Origin of the sequence: Actinoplanes subglobosus, assembly GCF_042650585.1 — a bacterium.
Classification (GTDB): Bacteria; Actinomycetota; Actinomycetes; order Mycobacteriales; family Micromonosporaceae; genus Actinoplanes; species Actinoplanes subglobosus.
Genome location: NZ_JBHSBL010000028.1, coordinates 531,695 through 554,243, shown reverse-complemented (window position 1 = coordinate 554,243; position 22,549 = coordinate 531,695). Strand labels below are relative to the sequence as shown.

Annotated in this window: 19 protein-coding genes and 1 pseudogene; 9 read left to right on the top strand and 11 right to left on the bottom strand. The window is 70.4% G+C overall.

Annotated elements, in window-relative coordinates; all coding sequences use genetic code 11:
* The first annotated feature begins 3 nt into the window (after positions 1–3).
* The 3 genes from ACFO0C_RS42820 to ACFO0C_RS42810 are packed head-to-tail and all read left to right on the top strand — an operon-like array spanning position 4 to position 2,410.
* Complete coding sequence (locus ACFO0C_RS42820) at positions 4–678, top strand: GntR family transcriptional regulator (RefSeq protein ID WP_378072582.1); 675 nt, start codon at positions 4–6, stop codon at positions 676–678.
* A 46-nt stretch (positions 679–724) separates the two neighbouring features.
* Positions 725–1,648 carry a TIGR03564 family F420-dependent LLM class oxidoreductase gene (locus tag ACFO0C_RS42815; protein WP_378072581.1) on the top strand — a complete coding sequence of 308 codons (924 nt, stop codon included), beginning with the start codon at positions 725–727 and terminating at the stop codon, positions 1,646–1,648.
* A gap of 3 nt (positions 1,649–1,651) precedes the next feature.
* Entirely contained in the window at positions 1,652–2,410 is a 759-nt protein-coding gene (locus tag ACFO0C_RS42810) for an alpha/beta fold hydrolase (protein WP_378072580.1), read from the top strand.
* A gap of 26 nt (positions 2,411–2,436) precedes the next feature.
* Here ACFO0C_RS42810 and ACFO0C_RS42805 read toward each other — a convergent pair.
* The 6 genes and pseudogenes from ACFO0C_RS42805 to ACFO0C_RS42780 all read right to left on the bottom strand — a co-directional run.
* Positions 2,437–2,598 (bottom strand): annotated as a pseudogene (locus ACFO0C_RS42805) (GNAT family N-acetyltransferase); the annotation flags it as partial.
* A 50-nt stretch (positions 2,599–2,648) separates the two neighbouring features.
* Positions 2,649–4,433: a carbohydrate-binding module family 20 domain-containing protein gene (locus ACFO0C_RS42800; RefSeq protein WP_378072579.1), complete on the bottom strand. Its 1,785-nt coding sequence runs from the start codon at positions 4,431–4,433 to the stop codon at positions 2,649–2,651.
* Positions 4,434–4,598: 165 nt separating this feature from the next.
* Positions 4,599–5,513: an ABC transporter substrate-binding protein gene (locus ACFO0C_RS42795; protein WP_378072578.1), complete on the bottom strand. Its 915-nt coding sequence runs from the start codon at positions 5,511–5,513 to the stop codon at positions 4,599–4,601.
* Positions 5,514–6,170 (bottom strand): ABC transporter permease, encoded by a 657-nt coding sequence (locus ACFO0C_RS42790; protein ID WP_378072577.1) that lies wholly within the window; start codon positions 6,168–6,170, stop codon positions 5,514–5,516. It lies immediately after the preceding gene.
* Complete coding sequence (locus ACFO0C_RS42785) at positions 6,167–6,805, bottom strand: ABC transporter permease (RefSeq protein ID WP_378072576.1); 639 nt, start codon at positions 6,803–6,805, stop codon at positions 6,167–6,169. The genes ACFO0C_RS42790 and ACFO0C_RS42785 overlap by 4 nt, the downstream gene beginning before the upstream one ends.
* Positions 6,802–7,779 (bottom strand): ABC transporter ATP-binding protein, encoded by a 978-nt coding sequence (locus ACFO0C_RS42780; protein ID WP_378072575.1) that lies wholly within the window; start codon positions 7,777–7,779, stop codon positions 6,802–6,804. The genes ACFO0C_RS42785 and ACFO0C_RS42780 overlap by 4 nt, the downstream gene beginning before the upstream one ends.
* A gap of 91 nt (positions 7,780–7,870) precedes the next feature.
* Between ACFO0C_RS42780 and ACFO0C_RS42775 the strand changes: the two genes are divergently transcribed.
* A complete protein-coding gene (locus tag ACFO0C_RS42775; protein WP_378072574.1) occupies positions 7,871–9,292 on the top strand; it encodes an aromatic amino acid ammonia-lyase in 1,422 nt (473 codons plus the stop codon).
* A 1,501-nt stretch (positions 9,293–10,793) separates the two neighbouring features.
* Here the strand turns inward: ACFO0C_RS42775 and ACFO0C_RS42770 are convergent.
* The gene (locus ACFO0C_RS42770; RefSeq protein ID WP_378072573.1) at positions 10,794–11,630 is read right to left on the bottom strand and encodes a cytochrome c biogenesis CcdA family protein; all 837 of its coding nucleotides are present in this window, start codon (positions 11,628–11,630) and stop codon (positions 10,794–10,796) included.
* A 205-nt stretch (positions 11,631–11,835) separates the two neighbouring features.
* Here ACFO0C_RS42770 and ACFO0C_RS42765 point away from each other — a divergent pair, with 205 nt between their 5' ends.
* On the top strand, positions 11,836–12,210 hold the full coding sequence (locus ACFO0C_RS42765) for a hypothetical protein (protein WP_378072572.1): 375 nt from the start codon (positions 11,836–11,838) through the stop codon (positions 12,208–12,210).
* On the opposite strand, the gene ACFO0C_RS42760 is transcribed toward ACFO0C_RS42765, so the two are convergent.
* Together ACFO0C_RS42760 and ACFO0C_RS42755 are read right to left on the bottom strand one after the other, a co-directional pair.
* Positions 12,204–12,680 carry a DnaJ family domain-containing protein gene (locus tag ACFO0C_RS42760; RefSeq protein WP_378072571.1) on the bottom strand — a complete coding sequence of 159 codons (477 nt, stop codon included), beginning with the start codon at positions 12,678–12,680 and terminating at the stop codon, positions 12,204–12,206. The genes ACFO0C_RS42765 and ACFO0C_RS42760 overlap by 7 nt on opposite strands.
* A gap of 65 nt (positions 12,681–12,745) precedes the next feature.
* On the bottom strand, positions 12,746–13,891 hold the full coding sequence (locus tag ACFO0C_RS42755; protein ID WP_378072570.1) for a LacI family DNA-binding transcriptional regulator: 1,146 nt from the start codon (positions 13,889–13,891) through the stop codon (positions 12,746–12,748).
* 189 nt (positions 13,892–14,080) lie between these two features.
* On the opposite strand from ACFO0C_RS42755, the gene ACFO0C_RS42750 reads away from it, so the two are divergent.
* A complete protein-coding gene (locus ACFO0C_RS42750; RefSeq protein ID WP_378072569.1) occupies positions 14,081–16,291 on the top strand; it encodes a ricin-type beta-trefoil lectin domain protein in 2,211 nt (736 codons plus the stop codon).
* Positions 16,292–16,474: 183 nt separating this feature from the next.
* Here ACFO0C_RS42750 and ACFO0C_RS42745 read toward each other — a convergent pair whose 3' ends face one another.
* On the bottom strand, positions 16,475–17,335 hold the full coding sequence (locus ACFO0C_RS42745; RefSeq protein WP_378072568.1) for an amidohydrolase family protein: 861 nt from the start codon (positions 17,333–17,335) through the stop codon (positions 16,475–16,477).
* A 64-nt stretch (positions 17,336–17,399) separates the two neighbouring features.
* Between ACFO0C_RS42745 and ACFO0C_RS42740 the strand changes: the two genes are divergently transcribed.
* The 3 genes from ACFO0C_RS42740 (at position 17,400) to ACFO0C_RS42730 (ending at position 20,636) form a co-directional block, all read left to right on the top strand.
* On the top strand, positions 17,400–18,464 hold the full coding sequence (locus ACFO0C_RS42740; RefSeq protein ID WP_378072567.1) for an aldose epimerase family protein: 1,065 nt from the start codon (positions 17,400–17,402) through the stop codon (positions 18,462–18,464).
* A gap of 90 nt (positions 18,465–18,554) precedes the next feature.
* Positions 18,555–19,685: an RCC1 domain-containing protein gene (locus ACFO0C_RS42735; RefSeq protein WP_378072566.1), complete on the top strand. Its 1,131-nt coding sequence runs from the start codon at positions 18,555–18,557 to the stop codon at positions 19,683–19,685.
* 45 nt (positions 19,686–19,730) lie between these two features.
* Positions 19,731–20,636 (top strand): DUF1295 domain-containing protein, encoded by a 906-nt coding sequence (locus ACFO0C_RS42730; protein ID WP_378072565.1) that lies wholly within the window; start codon positions 19,731–19,733, stop codon positions 20,634–20,636.
* Between the two features lie 1,030 nt (positions 20,637–21,666).
* On the opposite strand, the gene ACFO0C_RS42725 is transcribed toward ACFO0C_RS42730, so the two are convergent.
* Positions 21,667–22,401 (bottom strand): nucleotidyltransferase domain-containing protein, encoded by a 735-nt coding sequence (locus ACFO0C_RS42725; protein ID WP_378072564.1) that lies wholly within the window; start codon positions 22,399–22,401, stop codon positions 21,667–21,669.
* Positions 22,402–22,549 lie beyond the last annotated feature (148 nt).

Genomic DNA, 22,549 nt, shown 5'->3' with positions numbered 1-22,549 from the left:
CTGATGAACGCGCGGGACACGATCTACCGGGCTCTGCTGGAACGGCTCACGCACGGGCACTACACGTTCGGCGAGCCGCTGATCCCGCAGGCGCTCAGCGAGGAGTTCGACGTCTCCCGTACTCCGGTGCGGGAGGCGCTCGCCCTGCTCGAACAGGACGGGCTGCTGGTCGCGGGCCGGCGCGGCTTCGAGATCCGGCGCCGCAGCGACGAGGAGATCCTGGAGATCTTCGAGACCCGGGCCATCCTGGAGTCGTCCGCCGCCTACGCCGCCGCGACCCGGGCCACCCCGATCGACCTGGCCCGCCTCCAGGACCTGCACGACCGCTCGCAGGCCACCGACGACCCGGCCGAGGTGCGGCGGCTGTTCAACCACTTCCACGACGCGGTCCGCAACGCCGGCCACAACGGCACCATCACCACCCTGCTGCGCACCGTCGAGAGCCAGGTGAAGGTGTCCGCCCCGTGGAGCACACCCGGCGGCGCCCGCGACTTCGCCCCCAGCTACGCCGAACACGCCGCCCTGCTCACCGCCATCCGCTCCGGCGACCCCGTGGCCGCCCGCACGATCAGCCTGGAACACAGCGCCCACGACCGCGACACCCGCGTCAGCCAGCTGATCGCCCGGATGGCCGCCGACCTGACCGCCCCCGACGCCACCTCGGCCGGCTGGCGGTAATAGGAGTGTCCGGCGGCGTTGACAATCCGCTGGCAGCATCGGGCCCATGAGCATCGGTGTGGCTATCGGCCCGACGGGCGCCGTCAACTACGTGGACGAGACCATCGCGCAGGCCCGCGCGGCTCAGGAGGCCGGGCTGCGTAACGTCTGGTTCGGGCAACGTTTCGACTACGACGTGGCGGCGCTGGCCGCTCTCGTGGGGCGGGAGGTGCCCGGTCTGACCGTGGGCGCGTCCGCGATCCCGATCTTCGGGCGGCATCCGGTATTGGTCGCCGGGCAGGCGCAGACCGCGCAGGCGGCGACGCACGGCCGGTTCCGGCTCGGGCTGGCGCTGGGCGCGCGGTCACTCGTCGAGCCCGTTCTCGGGGTGCCGTTCGAGCGGCCCATCACCCGGCTGCGGGAGTTCCTGACGGTGATCCGGACGGTGCTGGAGACCGGGCAGGCCGACTTCCAGGGGGAGCTGATCTCGGCGCGGACCGTGCTGCCGACCGGGCTACCCGGCGCCGAGACGGCGGTGCCGCTGCTGGTCGCGGCCATGGGACCGCAGGCCCTGCGGGTCACCGGCGAGCTCGCCGACGGGACACTGCCCAACCTGGCCGGGCCCCGCACCCTGTCCCGCCACATCGTTCCCGCCCTCACCAAGGCCGCGGCTGAGGCCGGGCGGCCCCGGCCGCGGGTCATCGCGTTCCTGCCGGCGGTGGTGACCGGCGACCCGGAGCGGGCACGCGAGGCGGCGGAACGTCAGCTCGCCTTCTACGACACCATTCCCTCCTACCATCGGGTCGTCGAGCTGGAGGGCGCGTCACGGGCCGCCGAACTGGCCGTGATCGGTGACGAGAAGACGGTCGCCGCGGAGATCCGCCGCTACTTCGACGCCGGCGCCGACGAGGTGGTCGTCACCCAGGCCGGCCTCGACGGGCCGGACGGTCAGCTGCGCACCTGGCGGCTGCTCGGCGAGCTGGCGGGCTGAGCGGTGCACTACGCGGTGGCGACGGCCTCCGGGGCGTCGGTGGCGTTCCTCGATCTCGGGGCCGGGCCGGATGTCCGGGTCTACCTCGGCGGGCTCGGGTCGGCCTCGACCGTGGGGTTCGCCCCGGTCGTGGGGCATCCGGGGCTGGCCGGGGCCGGGCGGCATGTGCTCGTCGACCTGATCGGCAGCGGGTGGAGCGATCACGACGACACGTTCGGGCACAGCATCGACGAGCACGCCGGGACGGTGGCCGGGGTGCTCGACTCGCTCGGGCTGCGCCGGGTCACGGTGGTCGGGCACTCGCTCGGCGGGTCGGTGGCGATCAGTCTCGCCGCCCAGCGACCCGATCTGGCCGGAACGCTCGTCGTGGCCGAGCCCAACCTCGACCCCGGAGTCGGGACGTTCTCGGCCGAGATCGCCGCGTTCGCCGAGGACGACTTCGCCGCCGGGGAGCATCAGCGCATCGTCGAAGGGCTGCTCAAGCTCGGTGATCCGGTGTCGAGCCAGTTCGGCCGTACCGTCGCTCGATGGTCTTCCAGGGGTTTGCACCGCACCGCGGTGTCGCTGCTCGCCGGGCGCGCCTCGACGTTCCGTGAGCAGTTCGCCGCGTTCGGCGGGCCGCGCCGTTACGTCAGCGGCGAGCTGTCCCGGGAGGATCTCGCGCCGTTGCGCGAGACCGGTGCCGACGTGCGTGTCGTCGTCGGCGCCGGGCACGTGCTGATGTGGGACAACCTGGACGGATTCATCGCCGCGCTGCGCTGAGTCGCTGAGCGTGCGGTGCGGCGCAGCTCCAACCCGATCGACAGGTAGAGCCGGATGGCGTCGGTGTTGGTGGCGGAGGCGTGCATGAACGGGGTCTCGCCGCGCTCGCGGATGTCGTGCGCGACCGCGCGGACCAGCGTCGACGCCAGGCCCAGCCCGCGGAAATCCGGGTCGGTACTGAGGCCCAGGCGGCCCGGCCACCCTGAAAGGTGGCCGGGCCGGGTCGCGATGCGGAGGATCAGCGGAAGGTGTCGTTCAGCGTGACCTGGCCACTGGCCGGGACCGTGGCGGTGCGGTTGCTGCCGGACTCCCAGGTGACACTGCCGTCGGTGTTCTTACGGATGTACTTGTACTCGAACGCCGTGCCCGCGGGCAGCGACACCGTGCCCTTCCACACCGGATAGGTGGCCGCGGACAGGGCGACCGCACTGGCCGGGGCCCAGTTGCCGAGCGCCGCCTGGTTGCCGACGACGAAGATGTTCTGGCCGAGCGTGGTGGTGGCGGTGACGTTGAAGCCGGCGCCGGCCGCGGCGGTGCTGGTCGGCGTGGGCGAGGCCGTCGCGGTCGGCGACGTGGTCGGGGTGACGCCGCTCGCGCCGACGTAGAGGGCGATCGCGTCACCGGCGGGGACGGTCGCGGTGAACTGGCCGGAGGAGTTGACGGCGTACGTCGTACCCGTGCATCCGCCGTTTGCCGTGGGGTCGCCGTGCTGGACGTCGCAGTAGGTGCCGGCCGGAAGAGACGTCTGGAAGGTTCGCGTCAGCGAACTGCCCTCGTGGTTGATCGCGACGTAGCCCTTGCTGCCACGGCTGAAGGCGATCTGGTCGGCGCCGTTGCTCCACCAGTCGGCGACCGCGGTGCCGCGGGTGGCGTTGCGGAACCCGACCATGTTGCCGATCTGCCGCCACGCGTGCTGGCACTTCCACCCGTCGGCGTAGCAGGCGTTGACCGTGCCGTTGTTCGGCGGCCCGGCGTCGTGGTTGGTGAACTCGTAGCCGGAGTTGACGTCCGGCGCGCCGTACGGCCAGGCCAGCGTGAAGACCTGGGCCAGGGTGTACGCCGACCCGTTCTTGTAGCTGAGGGTGTCGCCGCCACGCTCGGTGTCGTGGTTGTCGACGAAGACGGCCGCCTGGTTGCTCGGCATGTAGCCCCACGCGGTGCCGAAGTTCGACAGGTAGGCGAGGTTCTCGTTGAGGAACACGCGCTTGAGGTCGCGGGCGAACCGGAACTCCTGCACGTCGCCGGTGCCGGTGTACTCGGTGGGCTGGACCGCCTCGCCGGCACCGTAGATGGCCTCCTGCTTCCAGTACGCACCGGTGTTGTTCAGCTTCGCCTTGATGCCGGCCAGGTCGGCCGCGGCCATGTGCTTGGCGGCGTCGATCCGGAAGCCGTCCACCCCCAGCGAGGCCAGGTCGTTCATGTAGCCGGCGATCTTGCCGCGGACGTAGTCGCTGCCGGTGTTCAGGTCGGACAGGTTGACCAGCTCGCAGTCCTGCACGTTGCTGCGGTTGGTGTAGTCGCTGATCGCCGAACGGCAGGAGTGGAAGTCGGCGTCGGAGTAGACACCCGGGTAGTTGTACTTGGAGTACGAGGTGCCACCGGTGCCGGTGCCGGAGCCCGCGCTCATGTGGTTGATCACCGTGTCGGCGACGACCTTGACCCCGGCCGCGTGGCAGGTGCTGACCATGCTGGCGAACGCCGCGCGGTCACCGAGACGACCGGCGATCTTGTAAGACACCGGCTGGTAGGAGGTCCACCACTGGCTGCCCTGGATGTGCTCCTGGGGCGGGGACACCTGGACGTATCCGTAGCCGAGCGGGCCGAGTGTGTTCGTGCACTCGCGCGCGATCGACGCGAAGCTCCACTCGAACATCACGGCGGTGACGTCCTTCTCACCGGGCGGGGACGCGAACGCGTCCGGGCCGGTGACGATCTGGGCGACACCGAAGCCGCCGACGCCGAGGGCGAGGGTGGTGGCGGCCAGGATGCGGGTCAGGCGTCGCCGCCTGCGGGGACTGTCCACATCTACCTCCGGGCAAAGGGGAACGGGCTGCAAGCCCTTGCAGTAACAGGCTTGAAACTTTCTGAAAATCTTTGCGGCAAAGATAGATACCAGCGAGTGTGCACGTCAAGACATCTGCCGGAAACAGAAAACGCCGCCCCGGAGGGCGGCGTTCTGTTAACAAAACTAGCTGAGGCCGTTCTCCGTCAGGAACGCCTTCGCCACCACGGTGATGTCCTTCTTGTCCACCTGGACCTGCGCCAGGTAGCTGGTCAGGTTCTCCGTGGTCAGCTTGCCCGAGACGGCGTCCAGGGCACCGGTCACCGTCGCGTTGTTCGCCTCACTGCGGATCAGCGGCAGGACGTTCTGCGAGGTGAACAGGTTCTTCGGGTCCTCCAGCGGGACGAACTTGTTGGTCACGATCGACGAGTCGGTGGAGAACAGGTTCGCCACCTGGATGTCGCCGTCCTTGAGAGCGGTGACGGTCAGCGGGCCACCCGGGTCCAGCGGCTTGTACTCCTTGAACTCGACGCCGTACACCTCCTTCAGGCCCTTGAGGCCCTGCTGGCGCTCGGTGAACTCGGGCCCGCCGCCGGCGACCAGCGTCGAGGCGACCGCCTTCAGGTCCTCGATGGACTTCAGGTTGTTCTTGCTCGCGGTCTCCGCGCTGACGGTCAGCGTGTCCTTGTCCTCGGCCGCGGACTGGGCCAGCACCTCGGTGCCGGCCGGCAGCACCTTCTTGAGCTCGGCGAGAACAGCGTCCGGGCTGCTCACACCGGCCGGGACACCGTTCGGCGACAGGGCGGCCAGCAGCGCGCCGTTGTACTCCGGGAGCAGCGAGATCGAGCCGTCCTGGAGCGCCTTGAGGTAGACCTCACGGGCGCCGATGTTGAACTTGCGGGTGACCTTGACGCCCTTGACCTCCAGGGCCTGCGAGTAGATCTCGGCGAGCAGCTGGCTCTCCGGGAAGTTCGCCGAACCGACGGTCACCGATCCGCCGGCGGCACCGGAGGCCGCCGGCTCGTCGGCTAGCGGATCACTGTTCGCGCCACACGCGGTGAGCGTGAGCGCCATGGCAAGAGCAGCGGCGATGCGCTTCATTTACGAGCCTTTCAATCCGGGTGAGACGATCAGGCGCTGGATCAGCGCCAGGAACAGATCGACGAGTACGGCCAGTACGGCGACGACGATGGCGCCGGCCAGAACCCGTGAGTAGTCGTTGACGGCCAGGCCGTCGATCAGGAGCCGGCCCAGCCCGCCCAGTCCGACCGCGGCCGCGACCGTGGCGGTGGCGACGACCTGCAGCGCGGCGTTGCGGAAACCGCTGAGCATCACCGGGAGCGCCATCGGCAACTCGACCCGGGTCAGCACCTGCCAGGGGCGCATCCCCATCCCGCGGGCGGCGTCGACGACCCGGTGGTCGAGGTTGCGCATCCCCGCGTACGCCGAGGTCAGGATCGGTGGGATGACCAGGACGGTCAACGCGATCAGCACCGGCAGCAGGCCCAGCCCGAGCAGGGTGACCATCAGCATCAGCAGGCCCAGCGTCGGCAGGGACCGCCCCGCGTTGCCCGCGTTGATGGCGATGAACGAGCCCCGCCCGGTGTGGCCGATGTAGAGCCCGACCGGCAGGGCGATGATCGCGCCGAGCAGCAGGGCCAGCGCCGTGTAACCCAGGTGGGACACGATCAGGTTCGGGATGCTGCCCGGGTTGCTCGGGTCCCAGTGGGCCGGATCGGTCAGATAGGAGAAGTTCATGCCACACGCGTCCACGGGGTGACGGCCCGCTGCACGAGCACGATGATCAGGTCGGCGATCCCGGCGAGCAGCACCGACAGGATGATGCCGATCAGGATCGGCTCCAGATAGAACAGCTGGAAGCCACGGGTGAACAACTGGCCGAGACCGCCGATGCCGATCAGTGAACCGACGCTGACCAGGCTGATGTTGGACACCGTGGCGACCCGCAGACCGGCCAGGATGACCGGCAGTGCGATCGGCAGCTCGACGTCGATCAGCCGGCGCGTGCGCCGGTAACCCATCGCGGTGGCCGCCTGCACCACCACCGGGTCGACCGATCGCAGGCCGTCGGCCACCGTCCGGGCCAGCAGCGCCACGGTGTAGACGGTCAGCGCCACCACCACGTTGACCGGCGACAGCACCTTGGTCCCGAGGATCACCGGCAGGAACACGAACAGCGCCAGCGACGGGATCGAGTAGAGCACCCCGAACGTGTTGATCAGCGGGTGGTAGAGCCAGGTGAACCGCACCGCGAGGTAGCCCAGCGGCAGCGCGATCACGAAGCCGAAAAGGATCGGCAGCAGCGCCAGATACAGATGCTCCTGGAGCGCCTGCCAGACGATCTCGTGATTGTTCGTCAGGTACTGGATCATGAGCGGCGGCTCTGCAGGTAGTCGGCCAGGTCGTGGTGACTGACCTGCCCGTCGGCGGCCCCGTCCGGCCCGACCCGCACCGCGATCCCGCCCGGCGAGCTGATCACCAGGTCGGCGACCACCCGCAGCGAGTCGTCCTTGGTGAAGACGCCGGGACGGCCGACCGGGCGGCCCGCGCCGTCCAGCTCGACGCCGTCGACCGGGCGGACCGGCAGCTCGGCCGCGCTGTCGAAGGAGAGGCTGCGCAGACCGCGGTCACGGCCGACGAACGACGCCACGAAGTCGTCGGCCGGCTCGGCCAGCAGCTCCCGCGGCGTCGCGAACTGGGCCAGCCGCCCTCCGGTACGGAACACCGCCACATGGTCGCCGAGCTTGATCGCCTCGTCGATGTCGTGGGTCACCATCGCGATGGTCTTGCCCAGATCCTGCTGGAGACGCAGGAACTCGGCGTGCAGCTGCGCGCGGACCACCGGGTCGACGGCACTGAACGGCTCGTCCATCAGCATGATCGGCGGGTCGGCGGCCAGCGCCCGGGCGACACCGACGCGCTGCTGCTGACCGCCGCTGAGCTGGGCCGGGTAGCGTTTCGCGAAGTCGGCGGAGAGACCCACCCGCTCCAGCAGCGTGAGCGCGGCGGTCCGGGCCTCCCGGCGGGTCCTGCCGAGCAGCACCGGGACGGTGGCGACGTTGTCCAGGACGGTCCGGTGCGGGAAGAGGCCGGCGTGCTGGATGACATAACCGATGCCCCGCCGCAGCAGCGCCTCGTTCTGCTGCGCGACGTCCTGGCCGTCGATCAGGATGCGGCCGGAGGTCGGCGCGACCATGCGGTTGATCATCCGGAGGGACGTGGTCTTGCCACACCCGGAGGGCCCGACCAGTACGGTGATCTTGCCAGTGGGTAGCTCCAGGTCGAGGTGGTCAACCGCGGTGGCGCCGCCGGGGTAGACCTTGACGACGTCCTCGAATGTGATCATGGCGCTCCCAGTTGATCTTCTGAATCATACTATTCATACTCGCTAAGTAGTGAATAAGGTGTCAACGTACGGTCACGGTTCTGGAGACTTCGTGCAGGTCCGGCTAGATGGTCACTCCCTGACGATCCCAGAACTGGAGGCGATCGCATCCCGGGCGATCGAGATCACTGTCGATCCGGCCGCACTCGCCCTCGTCGACGAACGACACGCCGGACTCCGTGAGGCCCGGGCACGCGGCGCCGTCTACGGCGCCAACACCGGCGTCGGCGCGAACCGGCACGAACAGGCCGGCGATCCGGACGGTCACGCGCTGCGCCTGCTGCAGAGCCACTGCGCCGGCGCAGGGCCCGAAGAGGACGATCGCACCGCCCGGGCCGTCATGGCCGTACGCCTGAACCAGATCCTGGCCGGCGGCTCCGGCGTCTCGCGCCGCGTCGCCGAAGCCCTCGCCGCGGCCCTCCGCGCGGGTGCCGTGCCGGCCCTGCACCGCTGGGGCGCCATCGGCACCGCCGACCTCTCCCCGCTCGCCGAACTCACCCTCACCCTCGCCGGCGCCCGCCCCTGGCGCAGCGGCGACGCCCCAGCCGTCGAACTCGACGCCACCGACGCCCTGCCGATGATCAGTTCCAGCGCCCTCACCGTCGCCACCTCCGCCCTCGCCGTCTCGGAAGTCCACCGTCACCTACGGGCCTCAACGATCATCGCCGCGCTTTCCTTCCTAGCGCTGCGCGGCAACCCCGAGGCCTACGATCCTGCCGTGCACGCCGCCCGCGCGCACCCGCACCAGATCGCCGTCGCCGAGACGCTGCACACGCTGGTCACCGGCGCGTCACCGGCGCTGCGCCTGCAGGACCCGTTCGGCCTCCGGGTGGTGCCGCAGGTCACCGCCCCCGCCCTGCACGCCGCCGAGAACCTGACCGCCGCGGTCACCGCCGAAATCAACGCCGCCGTCGAGAACCCCCTGGTCACCGCCGACGGCATCCACCATCACGGCCAGTTCCACACCGCGACCCTCGCCTCCGGCCTGGACGCCGTCCGCGGCGCCCTGCTACCGGTCATGTCCCTCTCCGCAGCCCGCCTCAGCCTGCTGATGCGCCCCGACATGACCGGTCTGCGCCCGTTCCTCGCCGACGGCCCACCCGGCAGCTCCGGCCTGATGATCACCGAATACCTGGTCCAGGACCTGCTCGCCGAGATGCGCGGCACGGTCCAGCCCACCGCCTCCGGCACCCTGTCGATCTCCCTCGGCCTCGAGGAACACGCCAGCTTCGCCACCCAGGGCGCCCGCTCCCTGCGAACCATGACCCAGCTCACACCGACGTTGCTGGCCGCCGAACTCGTCGCCGCGGTCCGCGCCCTCAGCCTCGCCCCCGAACGCCTCACCACCGGAACCCTCCGCACGGCCTACGACCTCGCCACGGCATCCCTCTCCCCCGACCTCACCGACCGCCCCCTCGACGGCGACCTCACCCACGCGGCCGCCCTGCTCCCCCGCTTGGCGACACTCCTCTGACACCCTTCCCACCCCGGCCGACCGTCGGCCTCCGAACAGCCACCCGCGCCCACCCACCGCGGCCCGCTCCCGGCAGTCGCGGACAGCCTTCTCGTACGGCCACACGAACCGTGGCCAGCAGACCCGCGAGAGGCTGCCCGCTCCCCGCCCCACCGCGACCACCACACTGGCGACCCACCCCGCCTACCACCGCCCACCACCGCACTGGCGCCACCACCACAACCACACCTGGCTGCCGCCGCAACCACCACAACCACCGCACTGCCACCACCACATTGCCGCCAGCACCACACCGCCGCCACCACACGGGGCTGCCACCACCACACCGCCACCACCACTGGGCTGCCGCCGCACTGGGCTGCCGCCACCACAACCCCACCTGGCTGCCACCACCACCGCACTGCCACCACCACACCGCCACCACCACTGGGCTGCCGCCACACTGGGCTGCCGCCACCACAACCCCACCTGGCTGCCACCACCACCGCACTGCCACTTCACACCGCCGCCACTACCGCACTGGGCTGCCGCCACCACAACCACACTGGGCTGCCCGCTCAGCGATTCCCGCCCGGTTCGCTGTCGCCCCGCCCCAACCCGCTGACGGCCAGGGGCAGTCCGGAGTCAGCGTTTGCCGTGCGGTCAGGGCGAGTTCGCGAGCCGGAGCTCAGACACCTCACGAGCGGCCGATGGGGTGTCTGAGCTCCGGCTCGCGATGGCGCTATGCCGCGCGCCCCAAGTTGATCTTGCTGAGGCTCCACCGCGACCGCACGACCGCCACCTGCCGGGACAGCCATCGTCGCAAAATCTGCGCCCCAGCGATGATCACACCGCGGTCGTTCAGCTTCGGCAGGTCAGGGCATTGATCAACTCAAGCTGAACGGCATTGCGCGATCGCGAAGCCTGTCCCCGACAGCTCCCTGGTCTGATCGCCGCCCGTTGTCTGCGGCCAGCCGGCGTGGATCAGCGCGCACAGTCGACGATCGGGTGCTCCTGCCGCCGCGATGGAGGCGGTGGACGACCCCGAACTGCCGGTCGGAGCATTCATCGCCCCAATAGCGCGTGACCGCGGCGATAAGGCCACCCGCTGATGTTGCGTGTGCTCCCGTCGCCCCTGCGGCCAGGCCGGCCGCCGCCTACGAACCGCTGGTCGCCGCATGCGGGAACAGGCCACACGTGAGAACGGAGCACACGCGAGAACGGGACACGCGGGAGCGGGCGAACGGGGGGACGGGAACGAGCGGACGAGCGGACGAGCGGGCGAGCGAACGGACGGACGGACGGAGGGACGAACAGGCGGACGAGCGGACGAGCGGACGGACGGACGAGCGGACGGACGGACGAGCGGACGAGCGGACGGACGGACGGACGAGCGGACGGACGGACGAGCGGACGGACGAGCGGACGGACGGACGAGCGGGCGAGCGAGCGGGCGGGCGGGCGGGCGGGCGGGCGGCGAAGTCTGGTGAATCGGTGGCGAGGAAGTCGATGGCGGAAGGGGTCAGCGGCCGTCGGCGGGAGTGGGGCGCGGGGCAGGCTTTCGGCGGGTGACGACGGCCAAGACGGCCACCACGGCGAAGGCCGCGGCGATCCACGTGATGCCGATGGTGTCCAGCCACGTCGTGACCCGGCCCTGAAGGTCGGTCACGGCGGCCACGAGCGGGTCGGAGGGGGAGCCACCGTCTGCGAGGCGCAGTTCGTACCAGCCGTAGTAGGTGACGTAGGCGCCCGCCAGCAGCAGGAAGGCACCGGACAGGCGGGAGATCCATGGGAGTACCGCGCGGGTCCGGCGGACGGTCGCCTCCCTGGCGAAGGCGACCAGCATCGCCAGCAGGCCCACGACCAGTCCCATGCCCAGGCCGTAGGCCACGAACGCGGCCACTCCCGACCTGATGTCGCCGCCGCCGGAGACCAGGCCCGTCACGGCCAGGAACGGGGCGATCGTGCACGACAGGGACGCCACCGCGTACGAGGCGCCGTAGCCGTACAGCGCGAGGATCGAACCCGTCGGGGACCCGGCGGCGAGCCGCGGAAGCCGGACCCGCAGCTCCCGGCCCGACAGTAACCCGGCTCCGAGCAGGAACAATACGACTCCGGTGACCACCGCGGCCCAGGGCAGATGCCGCTGGATCGGCGCTGTCGTGACGGCGAGCACCGCACCGATCGACCCGAAGACGGTGACGAATCCGGCGGTCATCGCCGTCGACAGGCGGAGCGCGCGCAGCACCCCGCCCGGTCCGGCTACCAGCAGCGCCAGGAACGACGGCAGCAGCGCGAACCCGCACGGATTGAACGCCGCCAGCAGCCCGGCGGCCAGCGCGAAGGTGATCGTCTCCATGTCCACGACAAGGCATACGGTTCCGCGCCGCCCAAAGCTCAAGATCAACGCGAGGCGAGGCGCGGGGTGCGGGCGGCGGGGCGCGAACGGGTGAGTCGGTTCGGGCCGTTCGAACCGGAAAATTTGGTACGGCTACGCGTTGCGGCCCATGAGAGCACCATGGTTCTCGAACAATTCCACCAACAGGTAAACGGGGGATCATGCCATGCGGAAGAACACGATCGTCATTGCCGTGACCGCGTTTCTGGCCGTCGGTGCGGGGGCTGTGCCGGCGCACGCCGGAAGCCGTTTCGGCTGCGTTTATCCGCGCGTCTGCTTCTACCAGACCAGCACTGACTGGCTCGCCCGCAAGCCGACCGCCTCCTATCGGGACATGACCTCGGAATTCCAGAAACTGGGTTCGCGCGCGGAGGGGTCATATGCGGTCTACAACTCACGGATCGACGATTCGGCCTGGTTGAAGATGTCGGATGATTCGCGGTCCTGTCTCGGGCCGAACGACAACTGGTTCTATGACCAAGGGGATACACCGGAGCGGGTCATGGGCGTCCAGATAGTTGACGAGGACGAGTGTTACTGACCGGGAACGGTGAAGAGCCGCCGCCACCACGGCAGACGCACGGATGGCGGCGGTGGCCCGGGCGGGGCCGGCAGTGGGCGGGTCGCCAGCCAGAGCGCGACCACCGGCTCGGGGTCGACCCACCGGACGACCAGGCCGGAGTCGGCGGGCAGGCGCCAGGACTCCTCGATACGCCGGTTCAGCTCGGCGACCGTGGCGCGGACCCTCTCCTCGGTGGGCAGGTCACGGACCGTGTCGTCGATGTCCTCGGACTCCTTGCGCAGCCGCAGCGGCAACGGGAGCGAGGTCTCGGCGGGAACCTCCTCGCGCTCCAGGTAGTCGCGGAGCCACCAGTCCTCGTCGTCGGCGCCGGGCGGGATCGCCTTGCCCGCGCCGGGCAGATCGTCGAACTCGCCGCGCTCGGTGGCCTCGGTGATCTGCTGGTCGATCCACGACTCGAAATTCATGCCGACAGGTTTGCGCTCGGTCATCGCCGCCCCCGAATCCTCGAGAGGAACACCGTCCGCCAAGCCTAATACCCGACCGGCAGATCCGGTCAGGGCGCGGAAGGAGGAGCGGCCACGGCAGGAGGAGCGGGCGCGGAAGGAGGAACGGCCGCGGAAGGAGGAACGGCCGCGGAAGGAGGAGCGGGCGCGGAAGGAGCGGCCGCGGCAGGAACGGGCGCGGCGGGCGAGGTGGGCGTGACGGGTGCGGGGCCGGTGGAGCCGCGGACGATCAGGTCGGTGCCGAGTTCGACGTGGCGGGCGTCGAGGTCGTGGCCTTTCAGCATGCGGACCAGCATGGTGACCGCCATCCGGCCCATCTCGGCGAGCGGCTGGTGCACCGTGGTCAGCATCGGATCGGTGGCCTGGCCGATGTCGGCGTCGTCGAAACCGCCGATCGACAGGTCGGCCGGCACGCGCAGACCCCGCTCCCGGGCGGCCCGCAACGCGCCGATCGCGGTCTTGTCGTTGAAGCAGGCCAGCGCCGTCGGCCGGTCCGGCTGGTCGAGCAGCTCGCAGGCGGCGCGATGACCGTTCTCCATGGTGGGCTCGTTGACGAACCGGATCCGGCCGGGTGACGGCAGCACCCCGGCGTCGGCGAGGGCCGCCACGTAGCCGGCCGTCCGTGACGTGGTGACCAGCCACTCGCGGGGGCCGGCGATGATGCCGACCTGGCGGTGCCCGAGCTCCACCAGATGGCTCATCAGGAGCCTGGCCCCGGTGACGTGGGCGCTCGACACGGCCACGATGTCGCGCGGCGGGCTGGTCCGCGGGTCCAGCACGACGAAGGGGAAACCCTGGTCACGGAGCCGGGCGAGTTCCTCGGGCGACTCCGGCGGGAGGATCAGGACGCCACCGGCGAGACCGGCGGTGCGGGGCAGGCCGGTCAGCGCTCCGGGGCGGCGGGCCGCCTTGCCCGCGTTGATGACGGCGGTCATGCCGTGCAGCTCGATGGTCTCCACGATGGACGAGACCATCGGGCCGAAGTAGTCGTCCAGAAGGTACGGACACCGGACGAACACACCGCCGGCCGGTGTGCTCGTGGTCAGCCCGTCGTGGCCGAGTCGCCGGGCGGCGTGCAGTACCAGCTCACGGGTCCGGGGAGCGACGTTGTCCTGGCCGTTGAGGACCCGGGACACCGTCGCGATGGACAGGCTGGTCTCGGCGGCGATCTGCCGTACCGTCGCGCGCTTCTTCACCGGGACCCCCACTGGCGTTCCATATTTGGATGTAACAATGTAACAGATCCGGAACCGGTTTCGACCAGCGCATATGCAGCCCGCGACGGACTGTCTCATTGACATGTATAAGCCGCGAGTGTTCCATCTCCGTTACGTCGGCTGGGCAGGAGGTCCGCCACGTTCCGTTGTTCACACAGGGAGTTCCCCATGCCGTTGACTGGCATCCCGTCAATCAGGCGACGACTACTCACCGTCGCCACCACCACCGCGGTCGTCGGCGGCCTCGGCATCCTCGGCATCACCAGCGCCTCCGCGGCCAGCGCCGGCTCGCTGGTCGGTGCGGGCAGCGGCAAGTGTCTCGACGTCGCCAACGGCTCGACCGCCGACGGCGCCGCGATCCACATCTGGACCTGCTACAGCACGGTGGCGAGCCAGCGGTGGACACTGGCCGACAACGGTCAGGTCCAGTCGCAGGGCAAGTGCCTGGACGTGGCGAACAACGGAACCGCGGACGGCTCGCTGACCCACCTGTGGACCTGCTACGACAGCGTGACCACCCAGAAGTGGTCGCTCAACGCCTCCGGCGCGCTCGTCAACCAGGCCAGCGGCAAGTGCCTGGACGTGCAGAGCAACGGCACCGCCGACGGTTCCCGGCTGCAGATCTGGACGTGCGCCGGGTCGGCCAACCAGCGGTGGACGCTGTCCGGCGGCACCACCACGCCGCCGACCACCCCGCCCACGACGCCGCCGAACGAGACCCCGGTGACCAACCCCGACCTGGGCCCGAACGTGTCGGTGTTCGACCCGTCGATGACGGCCTCGAGCATCCAGAACCGGTTGAACACGGTCTTCAACCAGCAGGTCACCAACCAGTTCGGGACCCAGCGGTTCGCGCTGCTGTTCAAGCCGGGCACCTACAACGTCGACGCCAACGTCGGCTTCTTCACCCAGGTCGCCGGGCTGGGCCTGGTCCCCGGGCAGACCACGATCAACGGCCGGGTGCATGTCGAGGCCGACTGGTGGCCGGACGGCTCGCAGAACGCGACGCAGAACTTCTGGCGTTCGGCGGAGGGCCTCGCGGTCAACCCGACCGGTGGCCTGGACCGCTGGTCGGTGTCACAGGCCGCCCCGTACCGCCGCATGCATGTCCGGGGAAACCTGGCGCTCTCCGACGGCGGCTGGTCGTCGGGTGGCTGGATCTCCGACACGAAGATCGACGGGCAGATCGACTCCGGCTCGCAGCAGCAGTGGATCACCCGTAACTCGCAGATCGGGTCGTGGACCGGCCGGAACTGGAACCAGGTGTTCGTCGGTGTGCAGGGCGCCCCGGCCACCAGCTTCCCCAATCCTCCCTACACCAACATCGGACAGGCGCCGGTGGTACGGGAGAAGCCGTACCTGTACGTCGACGGCAACGGCGGGTACCGCGTGTTCGTACCGGCGCTGCGCCGCAACACCAGTGGCACGACCTGGGCCGGCGGCACGCCGGCCGGTGAGTCGATCTCGCTCAGCCGGTTCTACATCGTGCGGCCCGGCGACACCGCGGCCAACATCAACACCGCTCTCGCCGCCGGTTACCACCTGCTGGTCACGCCGGGCACGTACAACATCAACCAGACCATCAACGTCAACCGGGCCGACACCGTGGTGCTCGGCCTGGGCCTGGCCACGTTCGTGCCGCAGAACGGCATCGTGCCGATGCGGGTCGCCGACGTCGACGGTGTGAAGGTCGCCGGCATCATGTTCGACGCGGGCACCACCAACTCGCCGCTGCTCCTGGAGGTCGGCCCGAACGGCTCGTCCACCGACCACTCGGCCAACCCGACCTCGCTGCACGACGTGTTCTTCCGCATCGGCGGCTCGATCGCCGGCAAGGCCACCGTCAGCCTGCAGGTCAACAGCGACGACGTGATCGGCGACCACACCTGGATCTGGCGTGCCGACCACGGCAACAACGGCACCGTCGGCTGGAACATCAACACCGCCGACACCGGACTGATCGTCAACGGTGACGACATGACCTTCTACGGCCTGTTCGTCGAGCACTACCAGAAGTACCAGACGATCTGGAACGGGGAGAACGGGCGCACGTACTTCTACCAGAACGAGATGCCCTACGACCCGCCGAACCAGGCCGCGTACATGAACGGCTCGACCCGGGGCTGGGCCGCCTACAAGGTCGCCGACGCGGTCAACAACCACCAGGCCTACGGGCTCGGCTCGTACGCCTACTTCAACGTCAACCCGTCGGTGGTCAACGAGCGGGCCTTCGAGGTCCCGAACAAGTCCGGGGTCCGCTTCACCAGCATGGTCACCGTGTCGCTCGGCGGCACCGGCACGATCAACCGGGTCATCAACAACACCGGTGCGACGGTGAACAGCGGCAGCCAGGTCGCCTACCTGGTCACCGGTCCCTGACGTCACGGCCGGTCCGCACCGCTGCCTCGAAGCCGTCGAGACAGCGGTGCGGACCAGGCGGTGACCGTCGCATACGCCCCGGCGGCCGCGCTGTCGGGCGGGAGCGGGCAGCCCCGTCGCGGGGTAGGTCCGGGGACGGTGTGGGCTGCGGTTGTGGGAGCGGTGGCCGTACCGGAAAAGGGGTTATCGAAGTAACCGTGCGGGATTCGCGGTGAAGTAGGCGTCGTGGTAGGCGAAGGGGTCCAGCGGCTCGGCGTAGGGGCGGTCGGAGCCGTGGACGACGGCGGCCGGGCCGACGACGCGGGCGACGGCGGCGATGGCGTCGGTGCGGTACGAGGACGTCTCGTAGAAGACGTTCGGGTCGGCGACGAAGGCGGGCCCGCCGCGGGCCGAGAGGCGCTCGTGGTGCAGCGGGGCGAGGCCGGCCAGGGCGACGAACGCGATACGCAGGCTCGGGTGGCTGTGGCGGCCCGCGACGTGCCAGGCCATCCAGGAGCGGTGCATCTGGGCGACGTAGGGCACCAGCGCCGGCCACCAGCCGGGCAGCTCGCCGGGTTCGGCGGCGGCCGGACCGGGATGGACGAGCAGCGGTTTACCGGCCCGTTCGAGGACCGTGAGCAGCGGTTCGACGAACGCGATGGCGTCGGGGCTGCCGAGGGCGGTGGCGGGCAGCTGCAGGCCGGCGACCCGGTCCTCGCGCAGGATCTTCGTCAGCGCGGCCGGGTCGGGAGCGGCGACCGACGCGGCGGCCCACAGGTGGAACGGGTCGGGCAGGTCGAGGGCGCTCGCGTGCCAGATGTCGATGAGCTCGGCACCGCCGGGGTCGTGCTCGATGCCGAGCGGGCTGGAGAGCGAGACGAGGACCCGGCCGGCGCTCTCGGCGGCGCGCCGGCGTTCCACATCGTGGGCGGCCGGGTCGACCTGGTAGGGATTCTCGCCCTCCAGGTGCAGGGTCCAGTCCCGCAGGAACGGCATGGCGTCGCGCTGCCGCAACGCTGCGACCAGCGCCGGAGGCCAGAGATGCTGGTGGCAGTCGAAGCGCATGCCGGAGAGCCTACCGGCCGAGGTGAACGTTAACAGTCACCGCTTATCTGGCACGATGCCGCCCATGACGAGTATCGACAAGGTGACAATCGGCGAGCTGGCCGACGGCACGGGCATCGAGAAGTGGACGCTGACCAACGCGGGTGGCGTCTCCGTGTCGATCCTCACCTGGGGCGCGACGATCCAGTCCGTGCTGGTGCCGGACCGGAACGGCGACCTCGCCAACGTGACGCTCGGGTTCGCCGACCTGGCCGGGTACACCGATCCCGCCTACCTGGCCGGCAACCCGTTCCTCGGCTCGACGGTCGGCCGCTACGCCAACCGGATCGCCGGTGGCGGCTTCACGCTGGACGGGGAGAGCTACAAGCTCGCGCAGAACGAGGGCCAGACCACCCTGCACGGCGGTTCGCACGGCTTCGACCAGCGGGTCTGGACGGCCACCGAGGTCGACGGCGGCGTGCGGATGACCTACACGTCGGCTGACGGCGAGCAGGGCTTCCCGGGAACGCTGCGGGCCGGCGTCACGTTCACCCTCGACGAGCGGGGTGCGCTGCGCCTGGACTACGAGGCCGAGACCGACCGCGCCACCGTCGTCGCGCTGACCAACCACGCCTACTGGAACCTGTCCGGCGAGGGCAGCGGCACCACCGAGGGCCACCTGCTGCGCATCGACGCGGAGCACTACACGCCGGTCGACGCGACGCTCATCCCGACCGGGGAGATCGCCGAGGTGGCGGGCACGCCGTTCGACTTCCGTGAGTTCCACCCGATCGGCGAGCGGATCCGCGGGGAGCACCCGCAGCTCGGGATCGGCCGCGGTTACGACCACAACTACGTGCTGAACGCCGGCGACGGCCTGCGGACGGCGGCGGTCGTGCGCGACCCGGCCAGCGGGCGGGAGATGACGATCGAGACGACCGAGCCGGGCCTGCAGTTCTACTCGGGCAACTTCCTGGACGGCAAGCTGCGCGGCACGGGCGGGCTCACCTACCGGCAGGGTGACGCGTTCGCGCTGGAGACCCAGCACTTCCCGGACAGCCCCAACCAGCCGCAGTTCCCGTCGACGGTGCTGCGCCCGGGCGAGACCTACCGGTCGACGACGACCCACATCTTCTCCACGTTCGCCTGACCCCGCCGCTTGTCCATTGCTCGGTGTCGATGATATGAACGCGTGGGAGCGCTCCCACTCCCACCCGTTCCCCATCCCCGGAGTGAGCACATGGTCAAGTTCCGTTCCCTCGTCCTCGCGCTGGCGGTGGTGGCGCTGAGCCTGGTCGGCAGCCCAGCCTCGGCCGCCACCACCCCCAGCGTCGCCACCGGCTACGCACACACCTGCACCATCCCCGCCGACGGCTCGCTCTGGTGCTGGGGCGGCAACTACACCGGCGCCCTCGGCGACGGCACCACCAACCACCGCACCACCCCGGCCCGCGTCGGCGCCGCCACCGACTGGACGTCGATCGACGCCGGCTTCCTGCACAACTGCGCGGTCCGCTCCGGCGGCACCCTGTGGTGCTGGGGCAACAACTTCCGGGGCCAGCTCGGCGACGGCTCCACCACCACCCGTACCGCCCCGGTGCAGGCCGGCACGGCCACCAACTGGGCCACCGTCAGCGCCGGCGACAGCCACACCTGCGGCGTGCGCACCGACGGCAGCCTGTGGTGCTGGGGCTTCAACCGCTCCGGCCAGCTCGGCACCGGGCTCTCCTCCTACACCGAGAACGCCCCGGTACGGGTCGGCACCGCCACCAACTGGGCCACCGTGACGACCGGTTACGCCCACACCTGCGCCACCCGCACCGACGGCACCCTCTGGTGCTGGGGCGACAGCACCACCGGACAGCTCGGCCTCGGCATCCTCAACTACCGCGCCACCCCCGAGCAGGTCGGCACCCTGACCACCTGGAAGACCGTCACCGCGGGGTACGCGTTCAGCTGCGCCACCCGCACCGACGGGACACTGTGGTGCTGGGGTGAGAACGGCTACGGCCAGCTCGGTCAGACCGGCACCTACCAGACCACACCGGTCCAGGTCGGTACCGCGTCCACCTGGGCCCGGGTCACCGGCAACGACAACTCGGCGTGCGCGTCGCGTACCGACGGCAGCCTGTGGTGCTGGGGCAACAACATGGAGGCCCAGCTCGCCGACGGCACCACCGTCAACCGTTACGCCCCGACCCGGGTCGGCACCGCCACCGACTGGACCGGGAACTTCGCGATCGGCTACCACGGCTGCGGCATCCGGACCGGCAACGCCCTGTGGTGCTGGGGCAACAACGCCAACGGGCAGCTCGGAGACGGCACCACCACCCGCAATCCGGCTCCCACCGCGGTGGCCCTGCCCGGCTGAGTTCCGGCGTTCCCTTCCGCAAGCCGGAGACATTAGTCTCCGTCCATGACTTACCGGATCGGCGGGAACCTGGCCGGCTCCTCGCGGCCGGCCGGGTTCGCCGTCGTGACACTCGCCTACCTGGCGGCCGGGCTCGCCGCCTGGGCGGTCACCGCCGCCGTCGACGGGCACGGACTCCTCGTCACCTTCTACGCCGACCTGGCCGCCACACTCGTGGTGTTCGCGGCGAGCATGCTGGTGGCCAACGCGAGCCTCTACGACCCGTACTGGAGCGTCGCCCCCGCGATCATCGTCATCGCCTGGGTGGCCCTGTCCCCACCACTGACCGGCCGGCAGATCGCCGTACTCGTCCTGGTGCTCGCCTGGTCGATCCGGCTCACCGCCAACTGGGCCCTGTCCTGGCGCGGCCTCAGCCACGAGGACTGGCGGTACGTCCAACTACGCGAACAACGACCGGCCGGCGTCCCCTGGTGGCTGATCAACCTCGGCGGCATCCAGCTCATGCCGACCCTCGTCGTCTTCGCCGGCCTGCTCGCCGTCTGGCCGGCGACCACCGTGACCGGCCGCCCCTGGGGCCTGCTCGACATCATCGCCGTCGCCGTCACGGCCGGCGCGATCCTGCTGGAGTCCACCGCCGACCGCCAGCTGCACCGCTTCGCCGACGACCCGGCCAACCGCGGCGCGATCATCGACCGCGGCCTGTGGCGGCACTCCCGGCACCCCAACTACCTCGGCGAGATCACCTTCTGGTGGGGGATGTGGTTGTTCGGCCTGGCCGCGGCCCCGAACTGGTGGTGGACGGTCATCGGCCCGGTCACCATGGTCCTGCTGTTCACCTTCGTCAGCGTGCCGATGATGGACCGCCGTTCACTGATCCGCCGCCCCGCCTACGCCGAACACATGCGCCGCGTCCCGGCCCTGTTCCCCCGCCCGCCCGGATTCCGCGGCTGACAACCCCCGGTCCCGGTCCGCGTTCTCTCACCCTTCCTTCTTTCCGGTACGGCTCCGGAGAAGCCCCACCCCCGGAAAAGGCCGGTGAACCGCCCCGGGCGATGACCCACCCCCTCGCCGGCCCGGCCGTCGTCCGGCGCCGCTCCCCCACGCACACCAATCCCAGCTCAGCCACCGCACCCCCACGAGCCGCCCGAGCCCCACACCACACCTCCAGGCACAACAACGCCAGCTCAGCCACCGCACCCCATCCACCGCCCGAAGCCCCACACCGCACCCCCACGCCCACGCACCGCACGCGGTCCGCCGCCGCCGACCACGGCCACGACCGTCGGCCGGGAGCTCGGGAATCCTGTCGTTCGGGGATTCGGCTGAGACATTGATCTTGGCCAGCTGGCTGTCACCGCCGCCTCACGCGAGTGGAGACAGCGGTCACGGCCAGCCCGATCTGCGCCACCGCCACCTCCTCCTCGCGACAGCGGTCAGGGTCGGCGCCGTGTCCGGCAGTTTCGGCGGGCAAACCCCGCCGATCTTGGACGCTTTGTCACCGCGACGTCGAACTTGAGCGCCTGACCACCGGAAGCGGTGGTAAAGCGACCAAGATCGGGAGGTGGCGGGCCGCGGATCGAGGGCGGAACACCGCGACCGGCAGGCCGCACGCGCACGACCGGCGGGCCGGAGGCGCACGACCGGCAGGCCACAGGAACGCGCACGGCAGGCCGCGGAAACGCGCCCGCAGCGCAGATCGGCACCCAACGGCGACCGCATCAGGGTCGTAAAACCCGCAGTTCAGAGGCTTGATCAACTCAGGCTGTCCGGCATCACCGGAGACCCGGCCGGTTGCCGCCGCCGTCGCGGGTGACTTGAGGCGGCGCTGACGACCAGTCGCGGCGAGGCCCGGACGCCGCATGAACTCGCCGCCCGGATCAGCCTCTGACGCCGCGCCTCTTCACCTGTCCCGGGCGACTTGAAGCGGCGCTGACGACCACTCGCGGCGAGGTCCGTACGCGGCATGGGCTCGCCGCCCGGATCAGCCTCTGACGCCGCGCCTCTTCGCCGCGCCCACCGTCATGGCCGCGTCGCGCCAGGCGATGGCCGCCGTGCGCAGCCGGGGTGATCGGATCGTCTCGCCGCGGCGACGGGCGCCGAGCTGGTCGCGCAGCCACCGCGGTGCGCGGGCCTGCTGGATCGCGCGGGTCTTGGTGAGCAGTTCGCCGTGCGTGAGGGCGTGCCGGCCGCGGGCCATCGAGGTGAGGCCGAGGTCGGCGATCATCGGGTCGAGCCACAGCCAGGGGCGTCGTGCGGCCCACGCCCAGTAACCGGTGAGCTCGGCGTGGGCGGCGGCACGGATGTCGTCGCCGGAGACCGCCGGGAAGACGCCGGCCGGTGCCCGCCCGTACACCGCGTAGCCGTGCAACGCCAGCTCGGCCCGGGTCACTCCGGAGAGGATCCGGTGGACGAGCTGCCCGTGTGTCCACGTCGGGTGCCGCACCTCGGTGTCGGGGACGGTGGCGGCGTCGACGTAGACGCAGCCGAGCGCGTACCCCTTGCCGGATCCGCTGTCGAGACGGCGATGGACGTCCTCGAGGGCGGCGATCCGCTCGGGCCCGACCGGCCCGTCGGTGAGCGCGACCAGGTCGAGGTCGCTGACTCGCGGGATGTAGTCGCCGGTGGCCAGCGACCCGGCGACCAGCAGATCGGTGACCCACCGGAGCTGTTTCAGCTCGTCACCGAGGTCACCGACGACGGCGGGCGAGGTCGTCACGAGCACGAGTGTAGAGGCCGCGCTCAGCGTCAGGACGTTCACGACGCGGTGTGGCACCAACCTGACAAAGAGATATAAGCATTTCGATATGTTGTGCCTCGCGGCGCGTTCCTGTTCTTCTACGGCCAGCCAAGAATCGGCCTAGACC

Excerpts from the sequence above, each read along its gene's own strand:
- ACFO0C_RS42760 (WP_378072571.1), bottom strand. The coding sequence starts at position 12,680 with ATGACCGAGCGCAAACCTGTCGGCATGAATTTCGAGTCGTGGATCGAC.
- ACFO0C_RS42765 (WP_378072572.1), top strand. The coding sequence starts at position 11,836 with ATGCGGAAGAACACGATCGTCATTGCCGTGACCGCGTTTCTGGCCGTC.
- ACFO0C_RS42785 (WP_378072576.1), bottom strand. The coding sequence starts at position 6,805 with ATGATCCAGTACCTGACGAACAATCACGAGATCGTCTGGCAGGCGCTC.
- ACFO0C_RS42745 (WP_378072568.1), bottom strand. The coding sequence starts at position 17,335 with ATGCGCTTCGACTGCCACCAGCATCTCTGGCCTCCGGCGCTGGTCGCA.
- ACFO0C_RS42730 (WP_378072565.1), top strand. The coding sequence starts at position 19,731 with ATGACTTACCGGATCGGCGGGAACCTGGCCGGCTCCTCGCGGCCGGCC.
- ACFO0C_RS42750 (WP_378072569.1), top strand. The coding sequence starts at position 14,081 with ATGCCGTTGACTGGCATCCCGTCAATCAGGCGACGACTACTCACCGTC.
- ACFO0C_RS42735 (WP_378072566.1), top strand. The coding sequence starts at position 18,555 with ATGGTCAAGTTCCGTTCCCTCGTCCTCGCGCTGGCGGTGGTGGCGCTG.
- ACFO0C_RS42795 (WP_378072578.1), bottom strand. The coding sequence starts at position 5,513 with ATGAAGCGCATCGCCGCTGCTCTTGCCATGGCGCTCACGCTCACCGCG.
- ACFO0C_RS42790 (WP_378072577.1), bottom strand. The coding sequence starts at position 6,170 with ATGAACTTCTCCTATCTGACCGATCCGGCCCACTGGGACCCGAGCAAC.
- ACFO0C_RS42820 (WP_378072582.1), top strand. The coding sequence starts at position 4 with ATGAACGCGCGGGACACGATCTACCGGGCTCTGCTGGAACGGCTCACG.
- ACFO0C_RS42780 (WP_378072575.1), bottom strand. The coding sequence starts at position 7,779 with ATGATCACATTCGAGGACGTCGTCAAGGTCTACCCCGGCGGCGCCACC.
- ACFO0C_RS42740 (WP_378072567.1), top strand. The coding sequence starts at position 17,400 with ATGACGAGTATCGACAAGGTGACAATCGGCGAGCTGGCCGACGGCACG.
- ACFO0C_RS42770 (WP_378072573.1), bottom strand. The coding sequence starts at position 11,630 with ATGGAGACGATCACCTTCGCGCTGGCCGCCGGGCTGCTGGCGGCGTTC.
- ACFO0C_RS42815 (WP_378072581.1), top strand. The coding sequence starts at position 725 with ATGAGCATCGGTGTGGCTATCGGCCCGACGGGCGCCGTCAACTACGTG.